We start from the raw sequence: 17735 nt of genomic DNA on the forward strand, positions 1-17735 counted from the left end.
GGGAGCTTCGAACGGGCGTTGCCAGTCCTCGGCATCCGGTACTGGCAAGGCCTTGCGGTCGAGCTTGCCGTTGCCGGTCAGTGGCAAGGCGTCGAGCAGCAACCAATGGCTAGGCACCATGTAGTCCGGCAGATCGACCTTGAGCGCGGCACGCAGTTGATCGCGCCAGGCGATCGAGTCGTAAGGGGTATGCTCGGCCACGACGTAGGCGCACAGCTGCGGTCCGCCGTCGCCGTTGTGCACGTTTAACACCGCTTGGCGCACGCCCGGTTGGGCCAGCAACGCGGTTTCGATTTCGCCGAGTTCGATGCGGAAACCGCGAATCTTCACTTGCTGGTCGATGCGGCCGAGGTAATCGATGCTGCCGTCGGCGCGCTGGCGCGCCAGGTCGCCGCTGCGATAAAGGCGTTGCGAAGCGTCGAACGGGCTCGGCACAAAACGCTCGGCGGTCAGGCCGAAACGCCCGTGATAACCGCGCGCCAGTCCGGCGCCAGCGATATACAACTCACCCGCGACACCCACCGGCACCGGCTGCAACTGGCTGTCGAGCAAGTACCAGCGCAGGTCGCGGATCGGCAAGCCAATCGGGCTTTGCGCCTTGCCATCCAGGTCGGCCAGACGAATCGCGCGGTAGGTCACGTGCACCGTGGTTTCGGTGATGCCGTACATGTTGACCAGGGTGGGTTGTTGGTCGCCAAAACGTTCGAACCAGGGACGCAGGCTCGCGACGTCGAGGGCTTCGCCGCCGAAAATCACCTGACGCAGGGCCATGCTGCGCGGGCTGGCGCAGGCAATCGGCAACAGTTGACGGAACGCGCTCGGGGTCTGGTTCAGCACCGTCACGCCTTCATCGCAGAGCAAGCGGTGGAACGCTTGCGGTTCGCGGCTGATGTCATGCGGCACGATCACCAGACGCCCGCCGGTGCACAGCGAGCCAAACAGCTCCCACACCGAGAAGTCGAAGGCGTAGGAATGGAACAGCGTCCAGACATCGTGCGGGCCGAAGTTGAACTCGGCGGCGGTGGCGCTCAGCAGGCGCCCGACGTTGGCATGGCTGAGCAATGCGCCTTTCGGTCGCCCGGTAGAACCGGAGGTGTAGATCACGTACGCGAGGTTGTCCGGGGTCGCCAGTGCCGGCAGGTCGTCGTCGCGGAAGGCGTCCAGTTGCAACGACTCCAGGTTCAGCACCTGCACGCCCTCGCGGGAGGGCAAGCCATCGATCAGGTGTTGTTGGGTCAACAGCAGCGTGATGCCGCTGTCTTCGATCATGTTGCTCAGGCGCTCGGCCGGATAGTGCGGATCAAGCGGCACGTAGGCGCCGCCGGCCTTGAGAATCGCCAGCAAGCCGACCACCAGCGGCATCGCCCGCTCAGTGGCGATGCCGACCCGCACTTCCGGCCCGACGCCCTGCTCTTGCAGTGTGCGCGCCAGTCGATTGGCCTGGGCGTTGAGCGCGGCGTAAGTCAGTTGCTCACCTTCGCAGACCAGTGCGATGGCGTTCGGCTGTTGCGCGGCTTGAGCTTCGAACAACTGGTGCAAGGTTGGCGACGAGGGTTGCGCCGCGAATGCCGGGTTCCAGTGCTGGATCAACGCGTCGGATTGCGGCACATGCAGAAGTGGCAGTTCGGCGACGCGTTGCTGTGGATCGTTGACCACCGCACGCAGCAGGTTCAGCCACTGTTCGGCGAAGCGCTGCATCGACGCCTCGTCGTACAGGTCCGTGGCGTAAGTCAGGCTGGCATCGAGCGCTTCGCCCTGTTCCTGGGTGTCGAGTACCAGATCAAACTGGGTGGTCTGCTGCTGCCAGTGCAGACGTTCAACCTGCAAGTCGGCCACGCTGCGCTCGACGCTCGCGCCCATTTGCTGCTGATGGTTGTAGAGCACCTGGAACAACGGGCTGTGATTGAGGCTGCGATCCGGCTGCAAGGCGTCGACCAATTGCTCGAACGGCACGTCCTGATGGGCTTGGGCGTCCAGTGCGATTTGCTTGACCTGCTGCAGCAACGCACTGAACGGCTGCTGCCCGTCGACCTGTGTGCGCAGCACCTGAGTATTGATGAAGAAGCCGATCAGGCCTTCGGTTTCGAGGCGCGAACGCCCGGCGCTCGGCACGCCGACGCTGATGCTCGACTGCCCGCTCTGGCGATGCAGCAAGGTCTGGAAACTCGCCAGCAACAGCATAAACAAGGTCACTTGCTGCTCTTGGGCGCGTTGGCGCAAACCGGCCAGCAACTCGCGATCAACGTTCAGCATCAGGCTCGCGCCGCGCTCAGAGCGACGGGCCGGACGGGTCAGTTCACTCGGCAACTCCAATGGTGTCTGGCTGCCAGCCAGTTGCTCACGCCACCATGCCAGTTGCCGTGCGCCCTCGCCGGCTTCCAGCCAGTCGCGCTGCCAACGGGCGTAGTCGCTGTAGTTCACCGGCAGGCTGGCCAGACCGGCAGCGCGACCGTCGACGGCCGCCTGATACAACGCGCTGAACTCATCAACCATGACCTGCATCGACCAGCCATCGGCGGCGATGTGGTGCACGGTCAGTACCAGCACGTGTTCGTCGGTGTTTATTTGCAGCAGCAAGACGCGCCACAGCGGGCCGCTGCGCAGGTCGAACGGCCGGGCGATTTCATCCGCCACCGCGCTGTCGACGGATGATTGATCGAGCGTGCGCTGTTCCAGTTGCAGCGCCAGCGTGTCATGCAACACCGGACGCGCCTGCTGGCCATCCTGTTCGAACGTCGTGCGCAGGGTTTGGTGTCGGGCCTGCAATTGCGCGAAGGCCTCGCACAGGCCATTGAGGTTGAGCGAGCCCTTGAGGCGCAACGCAGCAGGAATGTTGTAGGCCGGGCTGTGCGGGTCCAGCTGCCAAAGAATCCACTGGCGTTGCTGGGCGTACGACAGCATCGGCGGTTGATCGACAGGCGCAGGTTGCAGAATCGGTTGGCCGCTGACGTTCGCCAGCGCCGCACGCTCGGCAAATTCCGCCAGATTCGCCGCCGAGAACAGGCTGCTCACCGACAGTTCGAGGTGCAATTGCTGACGCACCCGCGAGATCACCTGAAGCACCAGTAACGAGTGACCGCCCAGTTCAAAGAAGTTGTCGTTACGCCCTACTCGCTCGACCTGCAACACGTCCTGCCAGATCAGCGCCAGTTGCGTTTCCAGCCCTTGGGCCGGGGCTACAAAATCACGTTGTACGTCGCTGGCCTCAATACGCGGCAAGGCCCGGCGATCCAGTTTGCCGTTGTTGTTGAGCGGCAATCTCGCCAACAGGATCAGGTGACTTGGCACCATGTATTCCGGCAACGACTGACGCAGAACAGCCTTGAGGCTTTCCAGATAATCAGTTTCAGAAACCAGCGCGTCGCTGGCCACGACATACGCCACCAGTTGCGTCCCGTCCTGAGCGATGACCGCCGCTTCACGCACGTCCTCGCGGGCTTGCAGGCAGGCTTCGATCTCACCCATTTCAATGCGGAAACCGCGGATTTTCACTTGGTGGTCGATACGGCCGACGTATTCCAGACGGCCGTCTGTGTTGTAGCGCGCCAGGTCGCCGCTGCGGTACAGCCGCGCACCCGGCTCACGGGCGAACGGGTCCGGCAGGAAGCGTTCGGCGGTCAGCGCCGGACGATCGAAGTAGCTTTGCGCGAGGCAGGCCGGTGCACCGATGCACAGCTCGCCAACGCCGCCGTTGGGCAGCAATTGACCGGAGGCGTCCAGCACATACAACGCACGGCCGGCGATGGCGCGACCAATCGGGATGCCAAACGCATCGCTGGCATCGTCGAGACGGCATTCATGCACGCTGGACACCACCGTCGCTTCGGTCGGGCCGTAGGTGTTGAGCAGTCGCACGTGGCTCAATCCAGCCTGATGCCACAAGCGCAAACCTTCGACCGACATCGCTTCGCCGCCAACGTGAACCTGACGCAAATCACCGAGATCGCGCACCACACCGCTCGCGCAGTCGCGGGCCAGCAGGTACCAGTAAGCCGCCGGCAGGTCCGCCACGGTCACGCCTTGCTCGACGATTTCAGACGCCAGTCGCCCGGCATCCCACAACGCATCACCACGCATGATCAACGCCGCGCCGACGCACAACGCCGGGAAACACTGCTCGACGAAGCCGTCGAAACTGAAGGTCGCGAACTGCAACACGCGGTCCGCCGCCGACAGCACCGAATAGTCAGCGGCGGATTGGCAGAATTCGCGCAACGCGGCGTGGGCGATGGCCACGCCTTTGGGCTGGCCGGTGGAGCCGGAGGTGTAGATGACGTAGGCCAGATCTTCGGCACCCGCGTGGTTTTGCGGATCGTGTTCAGGAAAACCGGCGTTGTCGTCGAGGCTGAGACGGCGCACGCCTTGCACATTTTCCAGCAGTCCGGATTCGCACAGCAGCACGTCGAGGCGGCTGTCGTCGATCATGTAGGCCAGGCGTTCGGCCGGGTAGCTCGGGTCCAGCGGCACATACGCCGCGCCGCTTTTCAGCACCGCCAGCAGGCTGACGATCAGTTGCGGCCCACGGTGCAGCGCCAGCCCGACACGCTTGCCGGGACCGGCACCGTTTTCAATCAGGCGATGGGCCAGGCGATTGGCCTGAGTGTTCAGCTGGACGTAGCTCAGGGATTGGCCGTCAACCTGCAATGCCAGGGCATTCGGCGTAGCGGCAGCCTGAGCGGCGATTTGTTCGTGGACTAACAAGGTTGTGGATAACTGAACCGGGGCCGGCTGGCTGAGCGCAAGCAGCGCATTTTTACCCTCGACATCGAGCAATTCCAGCGCACCCAATGCCGCGTCCGGCAACGCCATCAATTGCATCAGCAGATGCTGCAGATTGGCCGACAACTCAACGACCTGCGCCGCACTGAACCGTGCCGCGTCGTAGCTGAAGTCCAGGTTCAGACCTTCGCCCAGTTCGATGCCGAGGGTCAGTGGATAGTGCGTGCGCTCGTGGTTGTGCAGGTTGCCGAACGACAACCCGGCCGGCGCGCCCTGCTTCAGCGCTTCGGCGACCGGGAAGTTTTCGAACACCAGCAGGCTGTCGAACAGCGCCGAACCCTGCTGCCCTGCCCAGCCCTGAATGTGGTAAAGCGGCACATGCTCGAACTCGCGCATGGCCAGGTTCAGCCCTTGCAGCTCGCCCAGCCATTGGCTGACGGTTTGCTCAGGCTTCATCGCGCAGACCAGTGGCAACGTGTTGATGAACAACCCGAGCTGTTCCTCGATCCCCGGCAATGGCGCCGAACGACCCGCAACGGTGGCGCCGAAGACCACGCAATCCTGACCGGTGTAGCGATGCAGCAACAGGCTCCACGCCGCTTGCAGCACGGTGTTGAGGGTGACTTTCTGTTGCCGGGCGAAATCGGCCAGACGCTGGGTGGCGCGGCTGTCGAGGGCCACTCGATAGGCTTCGCTGCCCTCGGTGCCCACGGGCGGACGCAAGGCTTCGGCGAGCAAGGTGGGGGCTTGCAGCGGCGCCAGCGCGGCTTTCCAGAATTGCTCGCCAGCGACGGCGGATTGCTGCTGCAACCAGCCCAGATAATCGCGGTATTGCCCGCTCGGTACCGGCAGCGATTGCCCGCTGACGTAATGCTGGATCACTTCGGCCAGCAACTGCGCGTTGCTCCAGCCGTCCATCAAAATGTGGTGGCTGGTGTAGATCAGGTGCCAGACGTCAGTATCGGTGCGGACCAGCTTCAAACGGAACAGCGGCGCGCGACCCAATTCGAAACCCTGGGCGCGCTCGGCATCGGCCAGCGTATCGGTGTCGGTCGCTTCCAGTACCTCGAGCGGCAACGCAACCTGACGTACAATCGCCTGATGCGCGATGTCGAGGCCTTGCCAGTGGAAGCTGCTGCGCAGGATGTCGTGGCGTTGCAGTGCGGTCTGCCAGGCGTGGGCAAAACGCTGCGGATCGAGGCCTTGAATGTCCAGGCGCAACTGACTGATGTAGGCGCCGACGTGCGGTTCGTAGAGCGTGTGGAACAGCATGCCCTGTTGCATCGGTGACAGCGGATACAGGTCTTCAAGGGTTGCGACCGGCAACGCGTCGAGTTGCGTCTGGCTGATGCGCGCCAGCGGGAAGTCCGACGGCGTGGCTTGCGGCACTTCAACGGCGCAGCAGTGATCGATCAGCGCCTTGAGCTCCTGCGCGTAGTCGTCCGCCAGACCCTGGATGGTCGCGGTGTCAAACATCTCGCGGCTGAAACCCCAACTCAGCGACAACTCGCCGCCGTAGACCTGCCCTTCGACTGTCAGCCAGTTGCCCAGCGGTGCCGACGGATCCTGCGCCACGCCGTTACCTTCGGTGGACGGCACGAACAGCGCGCCATCGTCGAACTGGCGGTCGAACTGCCCCAGGTAGTTGAAGGTGATGCGCGGTTGCGGCAACGCGGCGAGTTCGGCGCTCATCGTCGGGCCGCCGAGGTAACGCAATGCGCCGTAGCCGAGGCCCTTGTCCGGCACGCTGCGCAGGTGTTCCTTGATGGCTTTGATCGATGTGCCGAGATCGCTCGACGGCACCAGATTGACCGGGAACAGGCTGGTGAACCAACCCACGGTGCGGGTCAGGTCGATGTCGTCGAACAGGTCTTCGCGGCCATGCCCTTCCAGCTGAATCAGCGCGCTGCCCTGCCCGCTCCAGCGGCAAACCGCGCGCGCCAGTGCGGTCAGCAGCAGGTCGTTGACCTGGGTGCGATAGGCCGCCGGGGCGTGTTGCAGCAGTTTACGGGTGTGTTCGGCGTTGAGCTTGAGCTCGATTTTGTGTTCGAAACGGTTTTCCAGCGCGCCGTTCGGGCGGTCGCAGGGCAGATCAGTCGGGGCGTTGTTCAATTGGGCCAGCCAATACTCTTTGCTGGTTTCAAACGCTGGGAGGTGATCTTGCAGACGAGCGACCCAGCGCTGGTAGCTGCTGGTTTTCACCAACGACACCTTGCCACCGCTGTAGAACTTCTGGAGATCGTCCAGCAACACACGCCAGGAAACACCGTCCACCACCAGGTGATGAATCACCAGCAACAGGCGTTGAGTACCGTCGGCCATAGCGACCAGCAGTGCGCGCATCAGCGGCCCAGTTTGCAGATCGAGGCTGCGTTGGGCTTCGTCACATAGAGCGTTGAGTTCGTCGACGGAGTGCGCCTGACGCTGCCACAGCACCGACTCCGTGGTCGGCGCGGCGTAGGTTTGCTGCCAGCCATCAGCGGTCTGCTCGTAGCGCAGGCGCAAGCTGTCGTGGAGGGTCCGCAATTGCTCAAGGGCACGGTCCAGCACTTCAGTATTCAACACCTCGCGAGGCACCAGCAGCAGTGACTGGTTCCAGTGCTGACGCTCGGGGATTACCTGTTCGAAAAACCATTGTTGCATCGGCGCCAACGCCACCGCACCGATGGCCGGGCCTTGGTCGATCAACACCTGTTCGCCGCTGCGGGCCGCTTGAGCGAGGCTGCGGATGGTCTGGTGCTGGAACAGGTCCTTGGGGCTCAACACGATTCCGGCCTGGCGCGCGCGACTGACCACTTGCATGGACACGATGGAATCGCCGCCCAGTTCGAAAAAGTTGTCTTCCAGACCGACGTTGTCGACAGCCAGCACGTCCTGCCAGACTGCGGCGAGGGATTTTTCCAGTGCGCTACGTGGCGCGACGTGTTCGCGTTGCTGCTGTGAACCATCAACCGCCGGCAAGGCCTTGCGGTCGAGTTTGCCGTTGGGGGTCAGCGGCAGATGATCGAGGAACAGCAAGAACGCCGGGACCATGTAATCCGGCAGATGCTGGCGCAGCGCGGCTTTCAACGTTTCACGCTGAGTCGCTTGAACGTCGGTGTCGCCCAGCAACGCGGGATCGTTCGGCACGATATAGGCCACCAATTGCTGGCCGTTGACCCCGTCCTGCGCCAACACCGCCAGTTCGCGCACGGCGTCCTGCTGCAACAGCCGCGCTTCGATTTCACCGAGTTCGATGCGAAAGCCGCGGACCTTGACCTGATGGTCGATGCGCCCGACGTATTGCAGCGTGCCATCGGCCTGATAGCGGGTCAGGTCACCGCTGCGGTACAGGCGCTCGCCGTTGCTGGCGAACGGGTTCGGCACATACTTTTCAGCGGTCATGCCCGGCCGCGCGAGGTAACCACGGGTGATCCCTGCGCCGCTCAGGTACAGCTCGGCAGCGACGCCTTGCGGCACCGGTTGCAGTTCGGCATCCAGCAAATAGCTGGCGGTGTGCTTTAGCGCACGACCGATGTTCGCGCGACCACCGGCCTCGCGTCGGGTCCAGGTCGAATACGTGGTGTCTTCTGACGGGCCGTACAGGTCGTAGACGTGCTCGACGGTCGGTTGCTGATACAGCGCGTCCACCAGGCTCTGCTTCAGCGGCTCACCGGCGAGGTTGATGATGCGCACACTCGGCGGAATCTGTCCGTCGCGCTGCAACGCATTGATCGCCGACGGTACGGTGTTGATCAGGCGCACCTGATCCCGCGCCGGCAGGTGCGGCAGTTCCAGGGCATTACGGGCGATGATCACCGAACCGCCGTTGGCCAGGGTCACGAATAGCTCCCACACCGACAGGTCGAAGCACACCGAGGTCGAGGCCAGCACGCCTTGAATGTCTTCGCGGCTGAAGACCGATGCCGACCAGTCGATCAGCGCCAGCACGTTGCGATGGGCGATGGCCACGCCTTTTGGCTTGCCGGTGGAACCGGAGGTGTAGATTACATAGGCGAGATTGTCCGGCGTGACGCCCGTTTCAGGCTCGTTTTCCGGGTACTCGGCCCATGTCGTGGCGTCCAGCAGCAATACTTGCGTATCGGCTGTGACGGTCAATGTCGCGGCGACCGATTGCTCCGTCAGCAACACCAAGGCGCGGCTGTCTTCGAGCATGTAGGCCACGCGTTCGGCCGGGTAATCCGGGTCCAGCGGCACGTAGGCGCCGCCGGCCTTGAGTACCGCCAGCAACGCCACCAACAGGTTTTCCGAACGCTGCATCGCTACGCCGACGCGGACTTCCGGGCCGACGCCCAATTCGATCAGTTTGTGCGCCAGGCGATTGGCCTGGGTGTCGAGTTGGGCGTAAGTCAGCTGCTGTGTGCCGAAGGTCACCGCCCATGCATTCGGATTGGCGGCGACTTGCTGGCTGATCAGTTCATGAATGCACAGGTCTTGCGGGAAGCTTTCGTCAGCGTGATTCCAGTCATGCACGATGCGCTGGTATTCCGCGCTTTCCAGCAGCGGCAAATCGCTGATGCGCTGCGTCGGATCGCCGACCATGCCTTGCAGCAGACGGGTCCAGTGTTGCGCCATGCGCGTGATGGTGTCGGCGTCGAACAGGTCGTTGGCGTACGTCAGCGCCGCATGCAGCTTGCCGGCCTTTTCGTAAGTGTCGAGGGTCAGATCGAACTGTGTGGTGCGCCCTTCCCACTCGATCACGCCCAGCGCGAGGCCGGACGCCGTGCTGGCCGTGGCAATGTCTGCGACATGCGGCTGATGGTTGTACATCACCTGGAACAGCGGCGTGTGGCTGAGGCTGCGTTCCAGTTTCAGCGCTTCGACCAGACGCTCGAACGGCAAGTCCTGATGGGCCTGGGCACCGAGAGCGGTTTCCTTGATGGCCCGCAGCAAGTCGTCGACGCGGGTCTGGCCGTCGAGTTGCGTGCGCAGCACCTGGGTGTTGACGAAGAAGCCGATCAGGCCTTCGATCTCGGCGCGATTGCGGTTGGCAATCGGCACGCCGACGCGGATGTCGGTCTGTCCGGTGTAGCGATGCAGCAGCGCGTTGAAGGTGCCGAGCAACAGCATGAACAGGGTGATGTTGTGTTTCTGCGCGGTGGCGCGCAGTCGTTCGGCCAGTTGCGCGTCGACGGCAAATTCATAACGAGTGCCGCGATAGCTCGGCATGGCCGGGCGCGGGTGGTCGGCGGGCAATTCCAGCACTGGGTGCTCGTTGCCCAACTGTGTTTGCCAGTAATCGAGTTGGCGCGCCTGCTCGCCCGCTTCCAGCCAGCGGCGCTGCCACAGGGCGTAGTCGCTGTACTGGATCGGCAATGGCGCGAGTTGCGGCTGTGTGCCCGCATCGAACGCGTCGTAGCAGCGGATGAATTCGTCGATCAGCACGTTCATCGACCAGCCGTCGGACACGATGTGGTGCAGGGTCAGCAGCAGCACGTGTTCCTGATCGGCGAGTTTGAGCAAGGTGACGCGCAGCAACGGGCCGACTGACAGATCGAACGGCAGCACCGATTGCTGTTCGGCCGCATGCGCAACGGCCAATTCGCGCTCCGTGACCGCAAGCGCGCTGAAGTCCACATGATCGATCACCAGCGACGCGCTGGCCGGCACTTGCAGCAAGCTGTCGTCGGCCTGGCGCTGGAACACCGTGCGCAGGGTTTCGTGACGTTCAACGAGGCTGGCGAATGCTTGCTCCAGCGCGGGCAGGCTCAGCCACCCGGTCAGGCGCACCGCGCCCGGCAGGTTGTACGCGCCGCTGTGCGGGTCCAGTTGCCAGAGAAACCACATGCGTTGCTGGGCATAGGATAACGCTTGGCGATCCGCGGCCTCGACGTCGGCCGGGATGGGAAAACGGGCGAAATCAACGCCCTCCTTGTGCAAGGCCGCAAGGAACATCTGGCGCTTTTCCAGGGGCAACCCGATAAACCGGCGAGCAAGTTTCAAGGAGTCTTCAGCATTCATTTCTAAGCATCCGGATCAGTGGCGGGAAGCACAAAGGCACGTCGTCCCTATAAAACGAATGCACACCGGAAAAATTAACAAATGAGAACAAGTATCAGGAAGGAGGTAAAACGCGGAGTATCAGGTTGGCGAAAATCAAACGGTGGGAGCGAGCCTGCTCGCGAAAGCGGTCTGTCAGTCACATCCATTTTGAATGTGCCGCTGCCTTCGCGAGCAGGCTCGCTCCCACAAGGGCCCCACAGTTTTTTGTGTCAGGCGCTGGCGGCCATGGCATGCCGGCGATGGTGGATGTCGAGCTGGTCCTTGATCACCCGCAGCACCTTGGCCTCATGCTCATGAATGAAGAAGTGACCACCGCCGAGCATGTCCACGGAAAAACTGCCGTGGGTTTCCTTGCGCCAGCCGATCAATTGTTCGGTGGTGGCGCGATCTTCCTTGCCGCCAAGTACGTGCACCGGGCATTTGAGCAAGGGGCGCTGCTGCGGTTCGAAGCGTCCGCACAACAGGAAGTCCGCGCGCAATACCGGCAGCGTCAGGCTCATCAGCTCGTCGTTGGCCAACACTTCTTCGCTGGTGCCGTTGAGCGTGCGCAGTTGCTCGATCAGCTCGGCATCGGTTTTCGGTTCGGCAAAACCGCGATCGTAATCAGCACGCATCGTCGGCGCGGCGGTGCCTGAAGCGAACAGTGCCACCGGTTCCGGACAGCCTAGCGAACGCAACGCATGGGCCATTTCACAGGCGAGCAAGGCGCCCAGGCTATGGCCGAAAATCGCGTAAGGAAATTTGAGCGTGGCGATGTGTTCCTGCGCGAGTTGCAGCGCCAGGCGCCGCATGTCGGTGTGCAACGGCTCGCCGAACCGTGCGCCACGGCCGGGCAGTTCCACCGGTTGCAGCTTTAGCCACTCCGGCAGTTTGCGCCGCCAGCGGCTGTAAACCATGGCGCTCGCGCCTGAATAGGGCAGGCACAGCAATGTCAGCTGGGTCACCGGGCTTACCTCGAAAAGTTGTCTATCAAGAGAACGGATGAGCGCCGCGCAGAATTAGTCGAACACAAGCCCCTGTAGGGGGCTTTATTTCAAGTGGCGATAGCTTTGGACGGCGGAAACGAGGACCACCAGGCCTGCCGCTATCGCCACCCAAAACCCGCTGCGCGCACCGAACGCATCCACCAGCCACCCCGAACTCGCCGCGCCAATCGCCACGCCAATACTCAACCCGGTGACCAGCCAGGTCAGGCCTTCCGTCAACTTGGCCGGTGGCACGATGCGTTCCACCAAGGCCATCGCGACAATCAAGGTCGGCGCAAAAAACAGCCCGGCCACGAACACCGCCAGCGACAGCCCGAGAATGTTGCTCGCCAGCAACAACGGCAGCGTCGTCACCGCCGTCGCCACCCCGCCGTACAAGAACAAACGCGGCAACGGTACCTTCGAGCGCAAGGCCCCGAACGCCAGCCCGGCCATGCATGAACCAATCGCATACACCGACAACACAATGCTCGCCGCCGCCGGTTGGCCCTGCTGCTGGGCGAAGGCCACGCTGACCACATCGACCACGCCAACAATGGTGCCCATGGCGACCATCAACAGCATCAACAATTGAATCTCCACCGAACGGATGATCGAGCCTTGATGATGTTCTTCATGGGGATGAATGGCCGGTTCAGTGTCGCGTTGCAGGACGAACGTCGTCACACCGATCGCCAGCATCAACAACGCCGCGAGCGGCCCGGCCTCGGGGAACGCCACCACGCACAAGCCCACCGACAATGGCGGCCCGACGATAAAGCAGACTTCGTCCAGCACCGATTCCAGGGCATAGGCGGTTTGCAGTTCGGGCTGACCGCGATAGACCTCGGTCCACCGTGCCCGCACCATCGCCGACATGCTCGGCATGCACCCGGCCAGCGCGGCGAACACAAACAGCGTCCAGTGCGGCGCCTGCAAACGGGTGCACAGCAACACCAGCAACAACGCCCCGCCGCCGATCAACGCTGAGATCGGCAAGATCCGGCGTTGCCCGTAGCGGTCGACCAATCGTGAGACCTGCGGCGCGCAAAAAGCTGTGGCCAGGGCAAAGGTCGCGGCCACGGCACCGGCCAGTCCGTAGCCACCCTGCAGTTGCGAGAGCATGGTGATCAGGCCGATGCCGGTCATGGAAATCGGCATGCGCGCGATCATGCCGGCCAGCACGAAGGCTCGGCTGCCGGGGGCTTTGAACAGATCGCGGTAAGGATTGGCCATGGGGTGCGGGTCTCGACAAGGGACTGCAAATTGCCATAAGGCTGATTGAGGGGAAAGCTCCCAATTGTTGGTTCAATGTGAAGGTCCCTTCGCGAGCAGGCTCGCTCCCACAGTGGACCGCGATCTACTGTGGGAGCGAGCCTGCTCGCGAAGGGGCCAGAACAATCACCATCATCCCGCAAATGAACTCCAGCCCCTTAAAACCAGTCAGCTAGTTAGGCCCTCACCGCAAGGCGCTAACCTTCATGGCGATTTCCCTCAACCCGCTACTTCACGAACGACAAAGCGCCATCGACGCCCACGGCATCATCGGCGACATGCGCAGCGCGGCACTGGTCAATGACAAGGGCAGCGTGGACTTTTTCTGCTGGCCGGAATTCGACAGCCCATCGATTTTCTGCTCGCTGCTGGATACGCCCGAGGCCGGTATCTTCCAGTTGGCGCCGGACTTGCCCGACGCCCGCCGTGAGCAGATTTACCTGCCGGACACCAACGTGCTGCAAACCCGTTGGCTGAGTGATCGCGCGGTGGTCGAAGTCACCGACCTGCTGCCCATCGGCGACACCGAGGACGATCTGCCGCTGTTGATACGCAGGGTCCGGGTAGTCAGCGGCGAAGCGACGTTTCACATGCGTTGCGCCGTGCGTCATGACTACGCCCGCGCCAAGACCCGCGCGCGGATGGATAAAAAAGACGTGGTGTTCGAGGCTGCCGATCAACCGTCCATGCGCCTGTCTTCGAATCAGGTTGTGCGCGTTGATGGCGATGCAGCGGTCGCCGAATTCACCCTGAAGCAAGATGAGAGTGCACAGTTCCTGCTCGGTGGGCTCGACGACCCGCGCTTCAAGGAAGGTGCCGCCGATCTGTGCCTGGAGCGGACGCTGAAGTTCTGGCGCGACTGGATCGGTCAGTCCAACTACCGCGGTCGCTGGCGGGAAATGGTCAACCGCTCGGCCCTCGCCCTGAAGCTGCTGACCTCGCGCAAACACGGCGCGATACTCGCCGCCGCCACGTTCGGCCTCCCGGAAACGCCGGGCGGCGAACGCAATTGGGATTATCGCTATACCTGGATCCGCGACGCGTCGTTTACCGTCTATGCGTTCATGCGCCTGGGGTTCGTCCAGGAAGCCAACGAATACATGCGCTGGCTGCGCGGGCGGGTCAGCGACTGTCATGGCAAGTCAATGAAACTCAACATTCTCTACGCCATGGACGGTCGCCAGGAACTGCCGGAAATCGAACTGTCGCACCTGTCCGGCCATGGCGGCGCGACGCCGGTGCGCATCGGTAACGGTGCCTACGATCAGGTCCAGCTCGACATCTTTGGCGAGCTGATGGATGCGATCTACCTGGTCAACAAGTATGGCGAGGCCATTTCCCATGAGGGCTGGAAACACACCGTGGAAGTGGTCGATCAGGTGTGCGAAACCTGGCAGCAGGCAGACGTCGGCATCTGGGAAATGCGTGGCGAGCAACACCACTTCCTGCACTCGCGACTGATGTGCTGGGTCGCACTGGACCGCGCCATTCGCCTCGCCTCGAAACGTTCACTGCCCGCCCCGTTCGCCCGCTGGGACCAGATGCGCCAGGCTATCTACGCCGACATCTGGGAAAATTTCTGGAACGAAGAACGCGGGCATTTCGTCCAGCACATCGGCGGCACCGCCCTCGACGGTTCGATGTTGCTGATGCCGCTGGTACGGTTCGTCAGCGCCAAGGACCCGCGCTGGCTCGCCACCCTTCAAGCCATCGAAAAAACCCTGGTGCGCGATGGCATGGTCTACCGCTATCGCAACGACGACACCCGCATCGACGGCCTCGACGGCACCGAAGGCGCGTTCGCCGCGTGCTCGTTCTGGTACGTCGAATGCCTGGCGCGGGCCGGTCAGGTGGAAAAGGCTCATCTGGAGTTTGAACAGTTGCTCAGATATGCCAATCCGCTGGGGCTGTATGCCGAAGAACTGGACAGTCATGCGCGGCATCTGGGGAATACGCCGCAAGCGCTGACGCACCTGGCGTTGATCAGCGCGGCAAGTTTTCTGGATCGGAAATTGAGTGGGGAGAAGAGTTTTTGGCAGCCTTGAGACTGAGGCGGCGCCTTCGCGAGCAGGCTCGCTCCCACAGGGGGGGGCAAACGGTAATCCCCTGTGGGAGCGAGCCTGCTCGCGAAGAGGCCACCAGCCACAACACCACTTGCCGACAAGGTCCGTCAGAATTTTCCCGTTTTGCGCTGCCGCTTGTAGGAACAAAGCTTACTCACAACAGGCTTAAACACACTCCCAAGCCATACCAATCCAACGCTAGCGAGCATTTGTGGGCACTTAGGCCCGACCTCCTACAAAAATTAAACAAACATTCCCGTTTAACCCCAGCACACCCCATTCCTACAGCCTGAAATACCTTGTTGCCAGTCGTTACATCCCCCCCTAACATCCAGCAACAACGGGTACAGCGGAGCTGTCCAACAAAACCCGAATTCAAGGAACCTGAATGAGCCAGCGCATCCACCGCAGCATCGACTCTCCCCTTCGGTCCGGCCTGAACCGCGACGAACTGTGGGAAGGCCCGGACAAAGGCCTGATCAAATGCTGGGAAATCGGCCGCCAACGCGCCACCCGCTTCCCCAACCTCGCCCAACGCAGCCTTGCCGGAGAGCTACCGGTTCTGGGGTGGAAGGGTGGCGTCAGTCGCAGCCTGAAAAAACTCGAAAAATACGGATCTCTCAAGTATCTCGCCCAGTGGCAGGGCTTGCGCGGGGAGGATCTGGATGTTGATTTGGCTGAAGAGCGGGCGTTGGAATGCACCCGGACCGGAATGGTGGTGACGTTTACGCCGGATCGGTCGAAGTACTTTAATCAGGTGGCGGAAGTGGAAGCGTAGGGACGTTGGCTTCAAGCCGCTCGAAACAACCGCACGGGAGCATCGAATGATCCATGACGCGTTGATCCACTATGCCCAGACCCCAAGCCTGAAAATCGCTTACGAGGAACACGGCCCAACGACCGGCGATCCCGTGATCCTGCTCCACGGCTTCCCCTACTCCCCGCGCGCCTACGACGAAATCGCCCCGGCCCTCGCCGCCGAGGGCTACCGCGTCATCGTCCCGTACCTGCGCGGTTACGGCCCGACACGCTTCAACAGCCCCGACACGTTGCGCTCCGGCCAGCAGGCTGCTCTCGCCCAGGATTTGCTGGACCTGATGGACGCGCTGGCCATCCAGCAAGCAGCCCTCTGCGGCTACGACTGGGGCGGTCGCGCCGCGTGCATCGTCGCGGCGTTGTGGCCGGAACGGGTGCGTTGCCTGGTGACTGGAGATGGCTACAACTTGCAGAACATCCCGAATTCCACCGAGCCTCGAGACCCGGAGTCTGAACATCGCCTGTGGTATCAGTACTATTTCCACACCCCGCGCGGGGTAGAAGGCCTGACCAAAAATCGCCGGGGCTTGTGCGAATTGCTCTGGAAGTTGTGGTCACCGACCTGGATCAAAGGCCCTGACTTGTACCCGTTGAGCGCGCCGGCTTTCGACAACCCGGATTTCGTCGAGGTGGTCATCCAGTCTTACCGCCACCGTTTCATGTATGCACCCGGTGATCCGGCGCTGGAATGGATGGAGCAGGCGCTGACCCAACAGCCGCCGATCAGCGTGCCGACGATTTCCCTGTGCGGTGCCGACGATGGCGTCGGACCGCCACCGGACATTGATGATGACTGCGAGCATTTCACCGGCCCTTACGAGCGGCGTGTACTGCCAGGCGTCGGTCATGACATTCCCGAGGAAGCCCCGGCGGCGACCCTCAAAGCATTACTGGATCTGCTGCAGCGCTGACCGAAAACCGCTCGCGATAAGCCTGGGGTGTCACGCCCATGGCCCTTAGAAAATTACGCCGCAGCGTTTCTTCGCTGCCAAACCCACATTGCACCGCCACCCGTTTGATCGGAACGCCGGTATCGCTGAGTAACCGTCGCGCCGTTTCGACCCGGATCAATTCGATAGCCCTCGCCGGGGTTTGCCCGGTATCGGCACGGTAGTGGCGCACGAAGCTGCGTTCGCTCATGCCCGCCTGCAACGCCAGGGTGGGGATGCCGAGATCCTTGGTCAGATTTTCACTGATCCAGGCATGAAGTTCGTCGAAACGGTCGCCTTCTTTCTGCAAGGACAGGGTTACGCTGAACTGTGACTGCCCACCCGGACGCTTGAGAAATACCACGAGTTGCTGGGCGACTTCCAGCGCCATGTTGCGCCCGAGGTCCTCTTCGACCATGGCCAGGGCGAGGTCGATGCCAGCCGTGACCCCGGCCGAAGTCCAGACCGGGCCGTCGTTGATGAAAATCGGATTGGCCTCGACGTGAAGGCGCGGATGCTTCTGCGCCAACTGCTCGCACCGCGTCCAGTGCGTGACCACTCGCCGGCCATCGAGCCAGCCGCTGGCCGCCAGCAAAAACGCCCCGGTGCACACCGACGAGATACGCCGGCAAGAAGCCGCATGTTCGCGTACCCAGGCCACCAGCGCCGGGTCTTCCGCCGCCGCGTAAACGCCCCAGCCGCCGGCAATCACCAGCGTGTCGCTTTCACCCTCGGGCAACGACTCAGCGAATAGTGCCAGCCCCGCCGAGGACATCACCGCCCCGCCACCACTGGCAATCACCGTTGGCGCATAAGGCGCCGGCAACCCTTTCTGGCGCGCAATGTCGTTGGCCGAGGCAAACACCTGCAACGGCCCGGTGACGTCAAGCAGTTGCACATTGGCAAACGCGAGCACGTGAATGGTTTTCGGCATGTTGGCGTAATTCGTGGGGTGATTGGCGGAT

General features: G+C 62.5%; 6 protein-coding genes and 2 pseudogenes. 3 read left to right on the forward strand and 5 right to left on the reverse strand.

Annotation, left to right across the window (positions count from 1 at the left end; translation table 11 throughout):
* Nucleotides 1–75 precede the first annotated feature (75 nt).
* The 4 genes and pseudogenes from AC07N8_RS14735 to AC07N8_RS14750 all read right to left on the reverse strand — a co-directional run.
* Nucleotides 76–1608, reverse strand: a pseudogene (locus tag AC07N8_RS14735) (amino acid adenylation domain-containing protein); the annotation flags it as partial.
* A gap of 9 nt (nt 1609–1617) precedes the next feature.
* A pseudogene (locus AC07N8_RS14740) lies at nt 1618–10680 on the reverse strand (amino acid adenylation domain-containing protein); the annotation flags it as partial.
* A 251-nt stretch (nt 10681–10931) separates the two neighbouring features.
* Nucleotides 10932–11666: a thioesterase II family protein gene (locus AC07N8_RS14745; RefSeq protein WP_493144278.1), complete on the reverse strand. Its 735-nt coding sequence runs from the start codon at nt 11664–11666 to the stop codon at nt 10932–10934.
* Nucleotides 11667–11750: 84 nt separating this feature from the next.
* Nucleotides 11751–12923 carry an MFS transporter gene (locus AC07N8_RS14750; RefSeq protein ID WP_483843487.1) on the reverse strand — a complete coding sequence of 391 codons (1173 nt, stop codon included), beginning with the start codon at nt 12921–12923 and terminating at the stop codon, nt 11751–11753.
* A 245-nt stretch (nt 12924–13168) separates the two neighbouring features.
* On the opposite strand from AC07N8_RS14750, the gene AC07N8_RS14755 reads away from it, so the two are divergent.
* The 3 genes from AC07N8_RS14755 (at nt 13169) to AC07N8_RS14765 (ending at nt 16752) form a co-directional block, all read left to right on the forward strand.
* Nucleotides 13169–15007, forward strand: a complete 1839-nt coding sequence (locus tag AC07N8_RS14755; protein ID WP_493144280.1) for a glycoside hydrolase family 15 protein — start codon at nt 13169–13171, stop codon at nt 15005–15007.
* A gap of 406 nt (nt 15008–15413) precedes the next feature.
* Complete coding sequence (locus AC07N8_RS14760; protein ID WP_493144282.1) at nt 15414–15803, forward strand: hypothetical protein; 390 nt, start codon at nt 15414–15416, stop codon at nt 15801–15803.
* A gap of 46 nt (nt 15804–15849) precedes the next feature.
* Nucleotides 15850–16752, forward strand: coding sequence for an alpha/beta fold hydrolase (locus AC07N8_RS14765; protein WP_493144284.1), 903 nt, complete (start codon nt 15850–15852; stop codon nt 16750–16752).
* On the opposite strand, the gene AC07N8_RS14770 is transcribed toward AC07N8_RS14765, so the two are convergent.
* Nucleotides 16721–17704: a GlxA family transcriptional regulator gene (locus tag AC07N8_RS14770; RefSeq protein WP_493144286.1), complete on the reverse strand. Its 984-nt coding sequence runs from the start codon at nt 17702–17704 to the stop codon at nt 16721–16723. The two genes, AC07N8_RS14765 and AC07N8_RS14770, sit on opposite strands and share 32 nt — an antisense overlap.
* Nucleotides 17705–17735: the final 31 nt, after the last annotated feature.

The sequence above is a fragment of the Pseudomonas sp. GW821-FHT10C09 genome (assembly GCF_059415465.1).